Below are 17,135 nucleotides of genomic sequence, written 5' to 3'. Positions count from 1 at the left end.
CCCGCGCACGAGAGAAGCCCCCGACGCTGGGGACGTCGGGGGCTGGAAGGCCGGTCTTGGGGGAAGCCGGCCGCACATCAATCGCGGAAGTCTGGGGAACCGTGCGATCGATCTCTCTTCGAGCCGTCTCCGGTCAGGGGTTTCTCGGAAACGGACGGTGTCACCGCCGGAGCGGAGGTCTGGGGGCGCGGCTTCGCCTCGCCGAAGCGGCTGGGGCGATCTTCGCGACCGTAGCTATCGTCGTGGTCGTCGGGACGCGCGGGATGTGAGCGGTCGCCGTCGTCGCCTCGATCGGGGCGTGTCGCGGGGGCGGGGGGAAGCGCCGCCGCGGGCGGCGCAGCGGGCGAGATGACCACCGGCGCAGGCGCGGGCACGGTGCGCGTGACGGGCGGGTCCGCCTCGTGCGGCACGGCGGGAGCGACGACATCGACCGGCGGTGCCGCCTCGGTCGGCGGGGCCGGGGGTGGGGCGGGGATGTGCGTCGTCAGCGGACCGACGGGCTCGACGACAGGGTCCGTGACCGGCTCGGTCACGGCAGACACGTCGGCGGGCCCGGCAGCGGGGCGCGGAGTGACGGTGAGCTGCGGTGCGGGCCGCACGTGGACCATGGCGGATTCGACCGGTTCGCCGGGCGATTCCGCGAGAACGGCGGTGTTGGTCACGGCCACGGTGGCGACGACGGCGGCCGTCACCGCGAACGCGGTCGTGCCTCCGATCGCGATCCGTGCACGCGTGTCCACGAGAGCCCCCTTCGAGTCCGCGATTTCACGGACCCTTCAATGGTGACAGAGCGCGCCCCCTGCGTGACCCCCTTCCGGGTGAGACTTCTCTCATGCCGGCATTCGGCTTCAGGCCATCTCACCGGCCTCGAGGAGGTCGGTGACGAGCGCTGCGATCGCCGAGCGCTCGGATCTGGTGAGGGTCACGTGTGCGAACAGTCCGTGTCCCTTCAGCGTCTCGATGACCGACGCCACACCGTCGTGCCGCCCCACGCGCAGGTTGTCGCGCTGCCCGACGTCGTGTGTGAGCACGACCCGAGAGTTCTGCCCGATACGACTGAGGACCGTCAGCAGGACATTGCGTTCGAGCGACTGCGCTTCGTCGACGATGACGAACGCGTCGTGCAGCGACCGCCCGCGGATGTGCGTCAGGGGCAGCACCTCGAGCAGGCCTCGCTCGATCACTTCGTCCAGCACGTTGCCCGAGACGACCGATCCGAGCGTGTCGTAGACCGCCTGTCCCCACGGGTTCATCTTCTCCTCCTGGTCCCCCGGCAGGTATCCGAGCTCCTGCCCGCCGACGGCGAACAGCGGCCGGAAGACGATGATGCGCTTCTGCTGCTGGCGCTCGAGCACGGCCTCGAGGCCGGCACACAGGGCGAGGGCCGATTTGCCGGTGCCCGCGCGGCCTCCGAGCGACACGATGCCGACTTCGGGATCCAGCAGCAGGTCGATCGCGATGCGCTGCTCGGCGGAGCGGCCATGCAGCCCGAAGACCTCGCGGTCCCCGCGCACGAGTGCGAACGATCCGTCGCCCGTCACCCGGCCGAGCGCCGATCCGCGCTCGGAGTGCACGATGAGTCCTGTGTTGACGGGGAGCCCGTGCACGTCGGCGCTCTCGGCGACTTCGCTCTCGTACAGGTCGCTCATCTCGTCGCCCGAGACGTGGATGTCGGCGATGCCCGTCCACCCCGAGTCGACCGCCTGCTCGGCGAGGTACTCCTCGGCGCTCACGCCGAGCGATGCCGCCTTCACGCGCATCGGGAGGTCCTTCGAGACGACGGTGACCTCGTGCCCGTCCTGCGCGAGGTGCATCGCGATCGCGAGGATGCGGGTGTCGTTGTCGCCCAGGCGCATGCCCTGGGGCAGCACGGTCGCGTCGGTGTTCGACAGCTCGACGCGCAGCGAGCCGCCCTCGCCCACGGGCACGGGGAAGTCGAGGCGGCCGTGCTCGACGCGCAGCTCGTCGAGGTGACGCAGCGCCTGACGCGCGAAGTACCCGATCTCGGGATCGTGACGTTTGCCCTCGAGTTCGGTGATGACGACGACCGGGATCACGACGCTGTGCTCGGCGAAGCGGAAGAACGCCCGCGGATCGCTCAGCAGCACCGAGGTGTCCAAGACGTAGGTGCGCAGCGTCTGGTCGGTCGGATCGACGCCCGACAGTTCCTGATCGCTCTGCTTGTGTGGTGCTCGTGTGGTCACAACCCACTCCCCGCCCCCGGGTGGAGAACCCGGCAGTCACGAGTCGACCAGGTGTCACGAGTCGCGATCCATGGGGCCGACCCGACCGGGCACGGTGCCCGATGCGACGAACGTACGTCTGCCGTGCGGCATCCGGCGCGTCCGACACGCCGCCGACGGGTTACGCGTCGGTGAACACGCGTGTCACCACACGCGCGCCGCAGCGAAGGCCGCGAGGGCGTCGCCGAAGAGCCGCAGCGTGTCTGCGGTCGTTCCGACGTGCGGTGACACGCGCACCTTACCGAAGCGCGCCGTGACGGTGAGGCCGTGGTTCTCGAGCGACGCGGCGAGAGGAGCGGCATCCTGCGGCGCGGGGGCGAGCGTCACGATCCCGCCGCGATGCCGGGCTTCGCGCGGGGTGACGACGGGCACGTCGTAGCGCTCCGCCGTGCGGACGACCTCGGCGGTGCGCCCCGCGAGCTCCGCCTCGATCGCGGCGACGCCGACGTCGCGCACGTCGCGCAGGGCGGTCGCGAGACGCGCTGCGGCGAGGGTGTCGGGGTACGCGACCGTGAACGAGCGGGCGGATGCCGCCGGCAGAGGCACGACGTCGGAGAGCGGATCCCCCTCGACGCCTGCGAAACCCGAGAGCACCGGCTCGAGCCGCTCGAGCGCGCGTTCGCCGAACCATGCGAACCCCGTGCCCTTGCCGGCGCGCAGCCACTTGTAGCCGTTGGCGCAGACCACGTCGGCGGCGAGGTAGTCCGCCTCCACGGCGCCGAAGCCCTGCACGGCGTCGACGATGAGCAGGCGGTCTCCGATGACGTCGCGCAGCGCCGTCAGGTCGGCTCGATAGCCCGTGCGGAAGTCGACGAGGCTCACGGCGACGGCACGCGTGTCGTCGGTCAGCGCAGCGCGCACGACGTCGGGCGTGACGAACCCGTCGTCGGGCTCGACCCACTGCGGCGTGATGAATCCGCGTGCGTCGCTCGCGCGCGTCGCCGCGACCGTGAGCGACGGGAACTCGCCGCGCGAGAGCACGAGACCGCCGCCGGTCAGCCCGTACAGCGCGTGCATGAGGCCGTACGTCGTCGACGGCTGCAGCGTCACCTCGTCGGGGTCCGTCCCCATGAGCTCGGCGATGAGCTCCTTCGCCTCGCGAACGTGGTCGGCGACGAGTTCGATGCTCGAGCGGCGAGCCGAGCCGAGCATCTCGATGTCAGCCTGCGCCTCGCTGCGCACCGAGGGCGAGAGCGGGCCGAACGCGGCCCAGTCGAGATAGCCCGGTTCGCCGTCGAACGACTGCTGGAACGCCTCGAGGTCCATCATCGTCAGCCTCCGAATCGGCGGTCGCGATCGGTGTAGTCGCGGATCGCCCGCAGGAAGTCGACCTCTCGCAGGTCGGGCCCCAGCGCCTCGACGAAGTAGAACTCCGAGTGCGCGGACTGCCAGAGCAGGAAGTCGCTCAGTCGCTGCTCGCCCGACGTGCGGATGACGAGGTCGGGGTCCGGTTGCCCCCCCGTGTAGAGGTGCTCGCCGATCTGCTCGGGAGTGAGGCTCTCGGCGAGCTCCTCGAACGATCCGCCCGAGGTCGAGTGCGCCGCGATGATGCTGCGCACCGCGTCGACGATCTCGCCCCGACCGCCGTAGCCGACGGCGAGGTTCACGTGCAGCCCCGTATTGCCCTTCGTGCGCTCCTGCGCATCGTCGAGCACGCGCGCCAGATCCGGCGGCAGCAGCTCCGACCGGCCCACGTGCTGCACGCGCCAGTCGCGTTCGCGCGACAGTCCGTCGGCGAGTTCGGCGATGATGTCGATGAGATCGGACAGCTCGCGGGAATCCCGCTTGACCAGGTTGTCGTTGGAGAGCAGGTACAGCGAGACGACGTCGACGCCGATCTCGTCGCACCAGCCGAGGAAGTCGCGCATCTTCGCCGCACCGGCACGGTGCCCGTGCGCGGCCGACTCGTAGCCGAGCTGCCGCGCCCAGCGCCGGTTGCCGTCGATCATCATCGCGACATGCCGCGGCACCGCCGCTGCATCCAACCGGCGACGGAGCCGGTTGATATACAGGCGATAGAGGGGCCCTCGGCCCTCGTTCGACGAAGCGCGCGCCACACGCCTACGCTACCGCCCGCGGGCACGCGGCATGTTCGTCACGGCATACACCGACGCGTAGCCTGAGCACGTGACCAGCCGCAGCGGTGTTCCCGCAGAACCCGATGTCCCGGGACTGCCTCTCATGGAGGCCGCGGCCGTCGATGCCGCGACGCCTGAGATCCGGCCGACCTGGCGCGGCTGGATCCATGCCGCGACCTTCCCCGTCGCGATCGTCGCGGGGATCGTGCTCATCGTGCTGGCGCAGGGCGGCCCCGCGAAGTGGGCTTCCGCCGTCTTCATGGCGACGTCGCTGCTGCTGTTCGGCAACTCCGCGCTCTATCACCGGTTCGACTGGGGTCCGAAGACGAGGATCATCCTCAAGCGGATCGACCACGCCAACATCCTGCTGCTCATCGCCGGCACCTACACGCCGATCGCCGTCCTCGCGCTGCCGACGTCGCAGACCGTCATCCTGCTCTCGCTCGCGTGGGGCGGCGCGCTCCTGGGGATCCTGTTCCGGGTGTTCTGGATCGACGCACCGCGATGGCTCTACGTCGCGCTGTACCTCGTGCTGGGCTGGGCGGCCGTCATGTACATCGTGCCGCTCTTCCAGGCCAACCCGGCCATGATGATCCTCGTCATCATCGGGGGTCTGCTCTACACGGTCGGCGCCGTCGCCTACGCGCTCAAGCGCCCGAATCCGTGGCCCGGGCACTTCGGGTTCCACGAGATCTTCCACGTCTGCACCGTGCTGGCGTTCCTCTGCCATTGGACGGCGTGCCTGCTCATCGCGCTGCACCCGGCCTACCACGGCCCCTGAGCCCGCTACGGGCGCGGGGGCACCCGCGGATCCTCGTCGGGCTCGGCAGCATCCCGTCGTCCGTCCGCATCGAGGGCCTCGGCCTCTTCGCGCAGCTCGTCGGCGATGTCGGCACGTACGCGACCCCGGCGGATGCGACGCAGCATGTCGAAGATGAGCAGGAAGACCGCCACGACCACGAGGACGATGACGGCGAAGCCCAGCGGACCGGGTGTCACAAGCGATGGGTCGACCGTCATGCTCGGCGTCGGCTGGGGGTCGGCGGTCGCGAGCGCGGCGATCACGTCGTGCATGGTGTCCTCGATCCGCGCCGGAAGCGCATAGCCTGGATGTCCAGCCTAATCTTCCCGACAGGACCGCGATGACGACCCAGGACATGCTCGATCGGCGCTACGGCCGACGCGGTCGCGGGGGCTCGCGGGCGCTCGTCATCATCGGCATCGCGCTCGCCGTCGTCGCCGTGGGACTGTTCTCCTGGATGACGGTGGCCTCGTCTCTCGACTCCGTCGATGCCGACACGACCGGCTTCGACCTCGTGGATGAGCGCACGGTCGTGCTCGACTTCCAGTTCACCTCTCCCCCGGGCCGCAGCGTCGCGTGCGTCCTCGAAGCGCAGGACGAAGAGCACGGCGTCGTCGGCTGGAAGGTCGTCGAATACGAGGCGTCCGACATGCACGGCCGCGCGTACCGCGAGGTCATCCCGACGACCGCGCCCGCGGTGTCGGGGTTTGTCAACGACTGCTGGGTGACGTAGTCTTTTCCCGTTCACGCCCTGGCCAGCGCCGGGGCGTTCGACGTACCGGCCCCCACAGCAAGGAGATCGACGTGTCCAGCGATGCCCCGGTGACCTTCCTCACCCAGGATGCCTACGACCGTCTCGCCGCCGAGCTCGAGCAGCTCTCGACCGTCGGCCGCGAGGAGATCGCCAAGCGGATCGAAGCCGCGCGCGAAGAGGGCGACCTCAAGGAGAACGGCGGCTATCACGCCGCGAAGGATGAACAGGGCAAGCAGGAGGCCCGCATCCGCACGCTGCAGCAGCTGCTGAAGGACGCGACCGTCGGCGAGGCGCCCGAGAGCACGGGCGTCGTCGAATCCGGCACGGTCGTGACCGCGATCGTCGCCGGCGGCGAAGAGGTCTTCCTGCTCGGCAACCGCGAGATCGCCTCCGGCTCGGAACTCGACGTGTACAGCGAGGCCTCGCCCCTCGGTTCGGCGATCCTCGGTCTCACGGAGGGCGAGAAGACGTCGTACACCGCTCCCAACGGCCGCGAGATCGCGGTCGAGGTCGTGAAGGTCGAGACCTACGCGGGGCAGTGACCCCTCGCCAGGCTCCGCGCCCCTCTTCGACAGGCTCAGGGATCAGCCGCGAGACTGCATCCGCACGGCGAGACGACGGGGTTCACCCGCTGTCTCGCCGTGCCGTTGCAGTCTCGCGGTCATTGTTCGACGATGGCGGGGTGGAAGCCGGCCTCTTCGAGCACCGCGATGACGTGGGCGCGGTGCTCCTCGCCGCGCGTCTCGACGCTGAGCTGCAGGATGACCTCGCTGATCTGCAGGCCCTGACCGTGCCGCGTGTGCAGCACCTCGATGACGTTCGCTCCGGCATGCGACACGAGCTCTGAGACCCGCGCGAGCTGACCCGGACGGTCGGGCAGCGGGATCCGCAGCGACGTGTACCGATCGGATGCCGCGAGCCCGTGCGCGACGATGCGCTGCAGCAGCAGCGGGTCGATGTTCCCGCCCGACAGCACGCTGACGGTCGTGCCCGTGGCCTGCACCTTGCCGGCGAGCATCGCGGCGACGCCGGCGGCGCCCGCGGGCTCGACGACCTGCTTCGCGCGCTCGAGGAGCACCAGGAGCGCCCGGGCGATGTCGTCTTCGGAGACCGTCACGATCTCATCGACGACTTCACGGACGATGTCGAACGTGAGATCCCCCGGTCGCGCCACGGCGATGCCGTCGGCGATCGTGGGTCGTGTCGCGACCTCGAGCGGATGACCGGCGGCGATGGAGGGCGGGAAGGCCGCAGAGTTCTCGGCCTGCACTCCGATGACGCGGATCGTGCGTCCCACCGCGGCAGCGCGCGCCTTGAGAGCCGCGCCGACACCCGCGATGAGTCCTCCCCCGCCGATGCCGAGCACGACGGTCTCGAGTTCGGGCAGCTGGTCCCACAGTTCGATGCCGAGGGTTCCCTGCCCCGCGATGATGTCGAGGTGGTCGAAGGGGTGGATGAGGACGGCACCCGTGCGTTCGGCGAACTCCGCCGCGAGCCGCAGCGGCGTCTCGACCGTCGCGCCCTCGAGCACGACCTCGGCGCCGTAGCCGCGCGTCGCGAGGAGCTTGGGCACGGGCACCCCGAGCGGCATGAAGATCGTGGCGGGGATGCCGAGCTCCTGCGCCGCGAGCGCGACACCCTGCGCGTGGTTTCCCGCCGAGGCTGCGACGACACCGCGGGCGCGCTCCTCGGCGGTCAGCCGCGACAGACGGTAGGTCGCTCCGCGGATCTTGAACGATCCCGTGCGCTGCAGGTTCTCGAGCTTGAGGTGCACGGGCACCCCGAGCAGCTCGGACAGATGCTGCGACGCGTCCACCGGAGTGGGCGAGATGACACCGGCCAGCGAGGCCGCGGCGTCTTCGAACGCCGCGAGCGCAGGGACAGCCGACCGGGTCTGAGACGTGTTCACGCGCGTGTCCTCCTGGGGCGTGGGACGGTGCTCCAGATGAAGTCACCGGTGGGTGGCGCGCCGGTCTCCCAGGAGCGCTTGCTGAGATAGACCGCCACGACGTTCGCGAATGCCGCCAGCGGCACGGCGAACAGCGCCCCCGGGATGCCGGCGATCATGGCACCGCCGGCGACGACGATGACGATCGCGAGCGGATGCACCTTGACGGCGGCCCCCATCAGGAGCGGCTGCAGGACGTGACCTTCGATCTGCTGGACGCCGAGGACGACCACGAGCATCCACAGCGCGATCCACGGACCGTTGTAGACGAGGGCGAGGAACACCGCGACGGCGCCCGTCAGCACGGCTCCCACGATCGGGACGAAAGCGCCCAGGAACACCAGGACGGCGACGGGGATCGCCAGCGGCACGCCCAGCAGGAACGCGCCGAGTCCGATCCCGACGGCATCGATCGTCGCGACCAGCAGCTGCGTGCGGGCGTAGTTCACGACCGTCACCCAGCCGGCCTTCGCCGCGCCGTCCACGGCGCGGCGGGCGCGCCGGGGGAACAGTCGCGTGGCCCACTTCCAGATCCCGGCGCCGTCGGCCAGGAGGCACAGCAGGATGAACACGGCGAGCAGCGATCCCGCGGCGACATGACCCAGCGTCGTGCCGAGCGCCAGCGCACCCGACCACAGCAGCTGCCCCTGTTCCTGCATGAGCTGACCCGCCTGCGCCAGGAGGTCGTCGATCTGCTGCGCCGTGAGGTGCAGCGGGCCGTCGATGAGGTACTGGCGGAACTGCACGACCGCCTCGACCGTGCGCGTCTGCACCGACGCCCACTCCCTGCTGATCTGCCAGCCCACGAGCCACAGCAGTCCCGACACGATGGCGAGCGTCCCGACGACCGAGATGACGATCGCGATCCATTTCGGGACGCCTCGGCGCAGCATCCACGAGAATGCGGGCCAGAGCAGCGCCGTCACGAGGATCGCGACGAGGAGGGGGATGACGAGGAGCTTCAGCTGGATGATGAGCCAGATCGCGACGCCGATGGCCGCCGCGATGACGAGCAGGCGCCACGAGTACGCCGTCGCGACGCTCAGACTCCGCGGTACGGTGCGCCCCGCGTCGGTCGTGACGACCCGGGTCCGATCGCGCAGCGCGTCGAACAATGAGCCGCGAGGCTGGGGAGCGTCGGACTCCGACTCCGTACTGCTCATCCGACAAGTCTAGGACCGGCGCATTCCGCAATCACCATGCACCGCAGCGACGTCGGCGGCCGTCATTAGGCTGACCGCGTGAAGTCCTCACTCAGTCGCGCCGAAGCCCGCCGCATCGCCGTCGCCGCGCAGGGGTTCGCTCGCCCGCGCCCCGCCGCCGTCGGCACACGGCAGCTCAATCTCGCCCTCGCCCGCATGGCGACTCTGCAGATCGACTCGGTCAACGTCTTCGCGAGATCTCACTACATGCCGCTCTTCTCGCGCCTCGGACCGTACGACCCCGCACTTCTGGATCGATTGCTGTTCGCGCAACGCCCGCCCTACCTCGAATACTGGGCGCACGTCGCGGCGTTCATCCCCGCGACCGACTGGCCGCTGTTCCGGTTCCGGATGGATGCCCTGCGCGAGAAGTACGGCACGGGTCCCGACACGTGGTTCCACGCGCATCGCCCGGTCGTGGACTGGGTGCGCGCCGAGCTCGCCGATCGCGGACCACTGCGCCCCGCGCAGATCGAGTACGACGCGCATCGCGGCACGCGGGGTCAGTGGTGGGACTGGGACGTCGTCAAGCGCGCACTCGAGCAGCTGTGGCTCTTCGGCGAGGTGGCGATCGCCGGCAGGCGGGGCTTCGAGCGCCGGTACGCCGTGGCCGCCGATGTCGTGCCCGCCGCGGCGTTCGCCGCCCGTGTGCCGCGTGACGAGGCCGTCCGCGAGCTCGTGCGGCGCGCAGCGCGCGCCTACGGTGTCGCGACAGCGGCCGATCTGGCCGATTACTGGCGGATCAGCGACCGCCGCGCCGTCCTCGCGGCGGTGCACGACCTCGTCGATTCGCACGAGCTGCGCCCGGTCACGGTCGAAGGCTGGACGACGGGCGACCGCCCCACCCCCGCCTGGCTGCACGTCGATGCCCGGCGCCCCCGGCGCATCGACGCGAGCGCGATCCTGACGCCGTTCGACCCGCTGGTGTGGTTCCGCGACCGCACCGAGCGCCTGTTCGACGTCGAGTACCGGATCGAGATCTACACGCCCGCGCACCGCCGCCGCTTCGGCTACTACTCGCTGCCGGTGCTGCAGGGCGACGACGTCGTCGGCCGCGTCGATCTCAAGGCCGACCGCGCGGCATCCCGTCTGCTCGTCCAGTCCGCGTGGTGGGAGCACGGTCATCCTCCGGATGCCGCGGCCCGGCTCGCGCACGAGCTGCAGGCCGCCGCGGCCTGGCAAGGTCTGGACACGCTGTCGGTGTCACGATGGGGCGACGCCACCGACGACCTCGCCGCCGTGCTCCCCCGTGCCGAGCGCCACGATGCAGGACCGGTCGCGGCGGGTTAGCGTGGCACTGTGCAGCGCCGTGTCATCGCAGGGATCGTCGCCGGCGTCGCGGTGGTCGCGATCGGCGCCGGCATCGCGGCGTGGACGCTGACGCGGCCGCCCTCCGCCGACGATGTCGCCGACCGCTATCTGCGCGCCCTCTCGAACGGCGACTTCGCCGCCATCGCGCCGCTGCTGCCCGAGTCGGTCGATGCCGGACACCTCGAGACGGCCTTCGCCGGGGCGACCGGGCACCTCACCGACTACACCGTGACGCTGACCGGCGACGGCGACGCGGTCAGCGCGAGAGCCGACGTCCTCCTCGGTGGCGCGGACGGCGTCGTCGTCTTCGGTCTCGCCCGCACCGATGACGGCTGGACTCTCGCACAGGACTTCCTCGCGAGCCTCGAGGTGAGCACGACGCTCGGCGATTCCGTCCTCGTCGGCGACGCCCTCGCGCCCGCGGACGAACCGATCGCTCTGCTGCCGGCCGTCTATCCCGTCTCAGCGGCGCCCGCCGGTATCCTCGAGGGGGACATCGAGGTGACCGCGACGAACGACGAGCCGGTGACGGCGGCGCTCGACCCGACGCTCGCGCCCTCTGCGACCGACATCGCCCAGCGACGGCTCGACGACTACGCCGCGCAGTGCACGGCGCCGGCGGCGACGATCCCGGAACGCTGCGGGCTGCGCGCACCGTGGGCCGCAGACCTGCGCACACTCGACGCCGTCGCGTTCCGCGTCGAGACCCTGCCGTCGCTGCGCATCGCCGACGACGGCCGATCGTTCGCCGCGACCGGCGGCGCCGTCGTGGCGACGGTGACCGGCACGACGAGGGCAGGGTCCGCCGCATCCTTCACGTATCGATCGGAGGACTGGTCGATGTACGGAACGGTCCGCTTCGAGGGCGAGCAGATGGTGCTGCTCGTCGACTGACCGACAATCCGAGGTCGAATCCGTGCGACAGATGACGCACATCAGAGGCCTTCGGCGCGACACTCTGCCAAGACATACCAGAATGGACGCGGTTCAACAAGACTTCCATCCCCGCGCGCGCGACGCTATGCAGGAAGTATGACAATATCCCCACCTCTACCCGAAACGGCTCGGAGGCGCCGCGGCACAGTAGCCGCGACCGTCACCGTCGCGGCTCTCGCAGCGGCCCTGCTCAGCCCCACGGCGGCATCAGCTTCCGCCGCCGACCCCGTCATCACCATCGAAGACGGCGTCACGCAGCCCGTCTTCGACTACGGCACGGCCGTGCGCGAACGCGTCTTCATCCCCGTCGAGGGTGTCGACCAGGACAACGACGGTGTGACCGACGTCACCTCGGTCGACATCATCCGCCCGGCGCAGGCCTCGGCGGACCTCAAGGTCCCGGCCATCATCGACCCCAGCCCCTACTACACGACCCTCGGACGCGGCAACGAGTCCCAGCGTCTGACCGACATCGACGGCGACGGCGTCGCCGACCTGTTCCCCCTGTTCTACGACAACTACTTCGTGCCGCGCGGCTACGCCGTCATCCACGCGCAGATGAACGGCACGGGCTGGTCGACCGGTTGCCCCCACCACGGCGGTGCGGGTGACATCGAGAGCATGAAGGTCGTCGTCGACTGGCTCAACGGTCGCGTCCCCGCCTTCAACGCCGCCGGCGACGCTGTCGCGGCGACGTGGCACAACGGCAAGTCGAGCATGATCGGCAAGTCCTACGACGGCACGCTGGCCAACGGCGTCGCCGCCACGGGCGTCGACGGCCTGTCCACGATCGTCCCGATCGACGCGATCAGCGACTGGTACCGCTACTCGCGCACGAACGGCATCCGCCACAACACGAACTACCCGGCGAGCCTGTCGAACACCGTCACCAACCCCGAGCGTCGCGCCCTGTGCGCCCCGTCGCGTGCCGTCTTCAACGACATCGACGGTGACGAAACGGGCGACATGAACCCGTTCTGGGACGAGCGCAACTACCTCAACGGCATCGACAACGTCAAGGCGTCGGTCTTCGCGATCCACGGGCTCAACGACGACAACGTCCGGATGAGCCAGTTCGGCGACTACTGGGAGGCCCTCAGCGAGCGCGACGTGCCGCGCAAGGTGTGGCTGCCCCGTCTCGGCCACATCGACCCGTTCGAGTTCCGTCGTGAGGTGTGGGTCGACACGCTGCACCGCTGGTTCGACTACTGGCTGCACGGCATCGACAACGGCATCATGAACGAGCCGCAGTCCACCGTCGAGTTCGGTCCGTCCGAGTACGTCGACGAAGCATCGTGGCCCGCCCCCGGCACCGAAACCGTCGAGCTGAACCTCTCGGGCGCGACGCAGGGCGCCGCCGGCGCGCTGCGCATGGCACCGGTCGCCGGTGCGACGACGCTCTCGTACACGGGCGGCTCCAACGCGCCCGGCGAGAACTCGTTCATCCCGAACCCGGAGAACCCGCAGGCCAACCGCGTCGTGCTGCTCTCCGAGCCGCTCACGGCGGACCTGCGCGTGTCGGGCACGCCCGTCGTCAAGCTCGACGCGTCGCTCAGCCAGGAGCAGTCGAACCTCGCCGCGCTCCTCGTCGACTACAGCACCGACGTGCGCACCCCGCGCTCGCCCGGTGACGGCGTGCTGACCACCGAGGTCCGCACGTGCTGGGGCGCCGCGAGCGAGCATGACAACGCGTGCTACCTCGAGGCTGAGCGTCGCTCGGCATCGTCGGACTTCTGGCGCCTGTCGCGCGGCGCGCTGGACTCGTCGAACCGTGAGGGCATCGCCGAGGGCCAGGCCTCGCCGGTCGTCCCCGGTCAGAAGTACGACTTCGACTGGAAGATGGAGCCGTACGACCACGTGTTCAAGGCCGGCTCGCGCATCGGCGTGATCCTGACGACGAACCTGTCGGGCTACCAGGCCGGTTCGCCCAACGCCACGGTCACGTTCGACGCGACCACGTCGACGATCGCGCTGCCCATCGTGGGTGGGTCGGGCGCCGCGTCCGCCGCCGGTCTGAACACCGTCGCCCTCGATGCAGCCGTCACGTCGCGCTGCCTCGCCGGCAAGGTGTACAACTCGGTCTCGGTCACCAACAACGACTCCGTCGCGGTGAACATCTCGGTCACGAGTGAGCACGGCAGCAAGTCGTTCGTCTCGGTGCAGCCGGGCAAGACCGCTGCGGTCTCGATCAACACCCGCACGGCGACGCTGACCGCGGGCGAGATCGGCATCAGCGGCAACGCTGACGGTCGCACCGACCGCACCACCTCCGTCACCTACCCCGCATTCACCTGCGGCTGATCCATCCCTGACGCCGGCCGCGGCATCCTGGTTCGCCAGGGTGTCGCGGCCGTCGCCTTTGGTGCGGGACGGATAGCGGCACGTGACACCTGGCACGGCCCGTCACGGCGACCGTACCGTCGCGGTGACAGCAGGCTGACCCGCTCGCACCGTTGCAGAGACAGCGGACCTACCCGCTCGCACCGTCGCAGAGACAGCGGACTCACCCGCTCGGCCCGGTCAGGGGAACGCGACCCCCTCACACACCGCCAAGCCGTCACGGTGGACCGAGCCCTGGAGCCGCACCGCACGGCCGAACCCGCGCGCCGCCGCGATCCGCGTTCACCTGCCGCGCACGACTGGGCCCACTCGGGGCGTCACACCGGTCGTGTCAGAACTGCACGCGCGGCGGCTCTGAGATCGCCGCACCGTCGACGACCTCGAAGAACTCGCGCTCGTGGAACCCGAGGTTCCGGGCGAACAGATTGTTCGGGAACACCTTGATCTTGGTGTTCAGTTCGCGCACGCCGCCGTTGTAGAACCGGCGCGATGCCTGGATCTTGTCTTCCGTATCGACGATCGACTGCTGCAGGTGCAGGAAGTTCTGGCTCGCTTGCAGCTGCGGATACGCTTCGGCGACGGCGAACAGCGACTTGAGCGCCTGTTGCATGTGCCCTTCGGCCACGCCCGTCTCGACGGGACCCGTGGCGGTGAGCGTCTCGGCGCGGGCCCTCGTGACATTCTCGAAGACGGCCTTCTCGTGCGCCGCGTAGCCCTTCACCGCCTCGATGAGGTTGGGCAGCAGATCGGCTCGGCGTTTCAACTGCACCGTGATGTCGGCCCACGCTTCGTCGACGCGGACGTTCAGCTGCACAAGCGAGTTGTACGTCGCCCAGAGGTAGACACCGGCGATGACGACCAGCGCCACGACGATGAGAACCGGAATGAGCCATTCCCACATAGCCACAAACTCCGTTCGAAAGATCACCTCATCCTAACGGCGGCACCCTCGCCGACACCGGCGGCTGGGGAGACTCCCAGCTACTCCCCGAGCACGCGTTCGAGGTAGGGGTTGTGGAACATGCGCGTCGGATCGAGTCGATCCCGCACGGCGACGAAGTCGTCGAACCGCGGGTAGCGCTCGCGCAGAGCCGCGGCATCCAGCGTGTGCAGCTTGCCCCAGTGCGGGCGTCCGCCGTAGCGCAGCAGAATCTCCTCGGCGGCTTCGAAGTACTCCGTCGGGTCTTCGCGCACGTACCGGTGCACCGCGATGTAGGCCGTCTCGCGCCCCGACGCGGTCGACAGCCACAGATCATCGGATGCCGCGAACCTGACCTCGACGGGAAACGAGATGCGCCACCCCTCGTCGGCGATGAGAGCGCGCAGGGAGGCGAACGCGGGAACGACGTGCTCGGCGGGCAGCGCGTACTCCATCTCGCGGAACCGCACCGTGCGCCGGTGCGCGAAGACGCGCGCCGAGCGGTCGGTCTGCTCGCGTGTGCCCGTCAGCCTCGTCGCGGCACGCGACACCGCGGGCACGACGGCGGGCAGCACCGACCCGAGTGCGCACGTCGCGCGGTACACGCCGTTGGCCAGGAGCGTCTCGTCAACCCAGCGGCCGACGACCGGCAGCGGCCGGCGCACGTCGCTCTCGGGCAGGCGCGTCAGGGTCTTCGTCAGGGCAACCTCGGTGTGCGGGAACCAGAAGAACTCCATGTGGTCGGCTTCGCGCGCACGCGCCGCGAGCCCGTCGACGACGTCATCGAGCGGCTCGCGACGTTCGACGGCGTGCAGCAGGAACGCCGGGACGCACTGGATCGTGATCTCGACGAGGATCCCCAGCGCCCCGAGCCCGAGCGCGACGGCCGGCAGCAGGTCGGCGTTCTCGTTCTCGTCGACGGTCATCCGCTCGCCGTCGGATCGCACGAGGGTGACACCGGTGACCTGCGTCGCGATACCGCCGAAGCGCGCGCCCGTGCCGTGGGTGCCCGTCGATATCGCACCGGCGAGCGATTGCCTATCGATATCGCCCAGGTTCTGCATCGCGAGCCCGTACCGCGCGAGCAGACGCGGAATCTGGTGCAGCCGCGTGCCCGCCAGAAGCGTCACGCGCGCCCGGTCGCGGTCGACGCGCACGAGACCCGTGAGATCGGTCAGATCCAGCAGCACACCCGGCGCGACCGCGATGCCGGTGAAGCTGTGACCTGCGCCGACGGCCTTCACCCGCAGCCCGCGCGCCGCGGCGGACCGCACGGAGCGCTGCACGGCCGAGACCGATCGCGGGAACTCGACGCGTTGCGGCCGCACCGACGCCGAGCGCGCCCAGTTCTGCCATGTTCCGCCGGGGCGCGTCACAGGAACGCCTTGCCTTCGCCCCGGTACGTCGGCAGCTGCTCCACGATCGCCCCGTCCTCGATGACGTGATACCGGTCGATGCGTTCCGCGAGCTCGCCGCTCTTCGCGTGACGGAACCAGACCCGGTCGCCGACGGCCAGCATGCGCGCCGCCTCGCCCTGCAGCGGGGTCTGCACCTCGCCGGCGCCCTCGCGCGGCAGCATCCGCAGTCCTTCCGGCCAGACGGCACGCGGCTGCCTGCTCGCCGAGGGCGGTCCCGAGGCGATCCAGCCTCCGCCGAGCACCGTGGCGATGTCGGGGCGGGGTTTGCGCACGACCTCGAGGGCGAACGCCGCGGCGGGCGCCGGCTCGAACGCGCGATAGCCGTCGAAGAGGTGGCCCGCGAGCAGGCCGCTGCCGGCGGTGAGTTCGGTGACCGATTGATCGGATGCCGTGCGCTCGAGCGAGCCCGTCCCGCCGGCGTTGACGAACTCGATCGGCGCGACATCGCGCAGTGCTGCGACGATCGCCGCGCGCCGCTCCGCCAGCTCGTGCGCCGAGCGGCGCTGCATCCATCGGATGACGCCGTCGCCGGCCCCGGTCGCGTCGCCCTGCCCGGCGATCTGCGCTTCGTACATCATCAGTCCCACGAGACGGAAGCCCTCGCGAGCCGCGATCGAGCGAGCGAGGGATGCCACCTCCCCCGGCTCGTAGAGGGGCGAGCGGTGCACGCCGATATGGCCGAGTCCCGGCGCGCGCCACGATGCATCGGCGTCGATCGCGACGCGCAGCCGGGGGCGCGTACCGGGCGCGGCGACGGCGTCGACGAGGTCGAGCTGCGCGGGATCGTCGACCATGAGCGTGATGCGCGAGCCGGCCCGCTCGTCGGCGGCGAGTGCAGCGATCGCGGCACGGTCGGTCGTGGGATAGCCGAGCACGACATCGTCGTGCGTCTCGGCGAGCCAGAGCGCCTCGGGCAGGGTGAAGGCGAGGATGCCGCGATATCCGGCGAGGGCGAGCGTCGCGTCGAGCACGCCGCGTACGCGCACCGACTTGCTCGCGACGCGAATGGGCACGCCGCCCGCACGCACGAGCATGTCGAGGGCGTTGTGCCGGATCGCGGCGAGGTCGATCACGCCGACGGGGCCCGAGAGGTCGGCCACGGCACGGGTCAGCAGCGTCCAGTGCCGGGCGGGGTCGGGCCAGGTGGGGGTCGAGACGTCCGCCGCGAGCAGGTCCATGCGCCC

General features: G+C 70.2%; 16 protein-coding genes. 6 read left to right on the top strand and 10 right to left on the bottom strand.

The annotated features are described in order from the left end of the window. Window positions 1-77: 77 nt before the first annotated feature. The 4 genes from ACFC3F_RS04615 to ACFC3F_RS04600 form a co-directional block, all read right to left on the bottom strand. The gene (locus tag ACFC3F_RS04615; protein WP_376127154.1) at window positions 78-740 is read right to left on the bottom strand and encodes a hypothetical protein; all 663 of its coding nucleotides are present in this window, start codon (window positions 738-740) and stop codon (window positions 78-80) included. A 108-nt stretch (window positions 741-848) separates the two neighbouring features. Continuing rightward, entirely contained in the window at window positions 849-2,204 is a 1,356-nt protein-coding gene (locus ACFC3F_RS04610) for a PhoH family protein (RefSeq protein WP_376127152.1), read from the bottom strand. Window positions 2,205-2,387: 183 nt separating this feature from the next. Then, window positions 2,388-3,512, bottom strand: coding sequence for an aminotransferase class V-fold PLP-dependent enzyme (locus ACFC3F_RS04605; protein ID WP_376127150.1), 1,125 nt, complete (start codon window positions 3,510-3,512; stop codon window positions 2,388-2,390). Between the two features lie 2 nt (window positions 3,513-3,514). Next, a complete protein-coding gene (locus ACFC3F_RS04600) occupies window positions 3,515-4,300 on the bottom strand; it encodes an isoprenyl transferase (protein WP_376127149.1) in 786 nt (261 codons plus the stop codon). Window positions 4,301-4,424: 124 nt separating this feature from the next. On the opposite strand from ACFC3F_RS04600, the gene ACFC3F_RS04595 reads away from it, so the two are divergent. Continuing rightward, complete coding sequence (locus ACFC3F_RS04595) at window positions 4,425-5,102, top strand: hemolysin III family protein (RefSeq protein WP_376127267.1); 678 nt, start codon at window positions 4,425-4,427, stop codon at window positions 5,100-5,102. A gap of 5 nt (window positions 5,103-5,107) precedes the next feature. Here the strand turns inward: ACFC3F_RS04595 and ACFC3F_RS04590 are convergent, their stop codons facing one another. After that, window positions 5,108-5,395: a hypothetical protein gene (locus ACFC3F_RS04590; RefSeq protein WP_376127147.1), complete on the bottom strand. Its 288-nt coding sequence runs from the start codon at window positions 5,393-5,395 to the stop codon at window positions 5,108-5,110. 68 nt (window positions 5,396-5,463) lie between these two features. On the opposite strand from ACFC3F_RS04590, the gene ACFC3F_RS04585 reads away from it, so the two are divergent. Continuing rightward, window positions 5,464-5,856: a DUF4307 domain-containing protein gene (locus ACFC3F_RS04585; protein ID WP_376127145.1), complete on the top strand. Its 393-nt coding sequence runs from the start codon at window positions 5,464-5,466 to the stop codon at window positions 5,854-5,856. Between the two features lie 71 nt (window positions 5,857-5,927). Continuing rightward, window positions 5,928-6,419 (top strand): transcription elongation factor GreA, encoded by a 492-nt coding sequence (gene greA, locus ACFC3F_RS04580; RefSeq protein ID WP_376127143.1) that lies wholly within the window; start codon window positions 5,928-5,930, stop codon window positions 6,417-6,419. Between the two features lie 119 nt (window positions 6,420-6,538). Here the strand turns inward: greA and ilvA are convergent, their stop codons facing one another. Together ilvA and ACFC3F_RS04570 are read right to left on the bottom strand one after the other, a co-directional pair. Continuing rightward, on the bottom strand, window positions 6,539-7,786 hold the full coding sequence (gene ilvA, locus ACFC3F_RS04575; RefSeq protein WP_376127141.1) for a threonine ammonia-lyase: 1,248 nt from the start codon (window positions 7,784-7,786) through the stop codon (window positions 6,539-6,541). Beyond that, on the bottom strand, window positions 7,783-8,988 hold the full coding sequence (locus ACFC3F_RS04570) for an AI-2E family transporter (RefSeq protein ID WP_376127139.1): 1,206 nt from the start codon (window positions 8,986-8,988) through the stop codon (window positions 7,783-7,785). The genes ilvA and ACFC3F_RS04570 overlap by 4 nt, the downstream gene beginning before the upstream one ends. A 78-nt stretch (window positions 8,989-9,066) precedes the next feature. Between ACFC3F_RS04570 and ACFC3F_RS04565 the strand changes: the two genes are divergently transcribed. The 3 genes from ACFC3F_RS04565 (at window position 9,067) to ACFC3F_RS04555 (ending at window position 13,575) form a co-directional block, all read left to right on the top strand. Then, window positions 9,067-10,317 (top strand): winged helix-turn-helix domain-containing protein, encoded by a 1,251-nt coding sequence (locus ACFC3F_RS04565; RefSeq protein WP_376127137.1) that lies wholly within the window; start codon window positions 9,067-9,069, stop codon window positions 10,315-10,317. Between the two features lie 9 nt (window positions 10,318-10,326). Continuing rightward, window positions 10,327-11,232: a hypothetical protein gene (locus tag ACFC3F_RS04560; RefSeq protein WP_376127136.1), complete on the top strand. Its 906-nt coding sequence runs from the start codon at window positions 10,327-10,329 to the stop codon at window positions 11,230-11,232. 138 nt (window positions 11,233-11,370) lie between these two features. Further along, window positions 11,371-13,575 (top strand): CocE/NonD family hydrolase, encoded by a 2,205-nt coding sequence (locus tag ACFC3F_RS04555; protein ID WP_376127134.1) that lies wholly within the window; start codon window positions 11,371-11,373, stop codon window positions 13,573-13,575. 370 nt (window positions 13,576-13,945) lie between these two features. On the opposite strand, the gene ACFC3F_RS04550 is transcribed toward ACFC3F_RS04555, so the two are convergent. The 3 genes from ACFC3F_RS04550 to ACFC3F_RS04540 all read right to left on the bottom strand — a co-directional run bounded on the left by ACFC3F_RS04550 (window position 13,946) and on the right by ACFC3F_RS04540 (window position 17,129). Continuing rightward, on the bottom strand, window positions 13,946-14,515 hold the full coding sequence (locus ACFC3F_RS04550) for a LemA family protein (protein ID WP_376127132.1): 570 nt from the start codon (window positions 14,513-14,515) through the stop codon (window positions 13,946-13,948). Window positions 14,516-14,595: 80 nt separating this feature from the next. Then, a complete protein-coding gene (locus tag ACFC3F_RS04545; protein WP_376127130.1) occupies window positions 14,596-15,909 on the bottom strand; it encodes a D-arabinono-1,4-lactone oxidase in 1,314 nt (437 codons plus the stop codon). After that, complete coding sequence (locus ACFC3F_RS04540; protein ID WP_376127128.1) at window positions 15,906-17,129, bottom strand: alanine racemase; 1,224 nt, start codon at window positions 17,127-17,129, stop codon at window positions 15,906-15,908. Before ACFC3F_RS04540 ends, ACFC3F_RS04545 begins: the two co-directional genes overlap by 4 nt. Between the last annotated feature and the right edge of the window lie 6 nt (window positions 17,130-17,135).

The organism is Microbacterium sp. NPDC055910, assembly GCF_042271185.1.
In the GTDB taxonomy this organism is placed as follows: Bacteria; Actinomycetota; Actinomycetes; order Actinomycetales; family Microbacteriaceae; genus Microbacterium.
The sequence above is the reverse complement of the archived record's forward strand: the minus strand, read 5'-3'. Positions and strand labels throughout refer to the sequence as shown.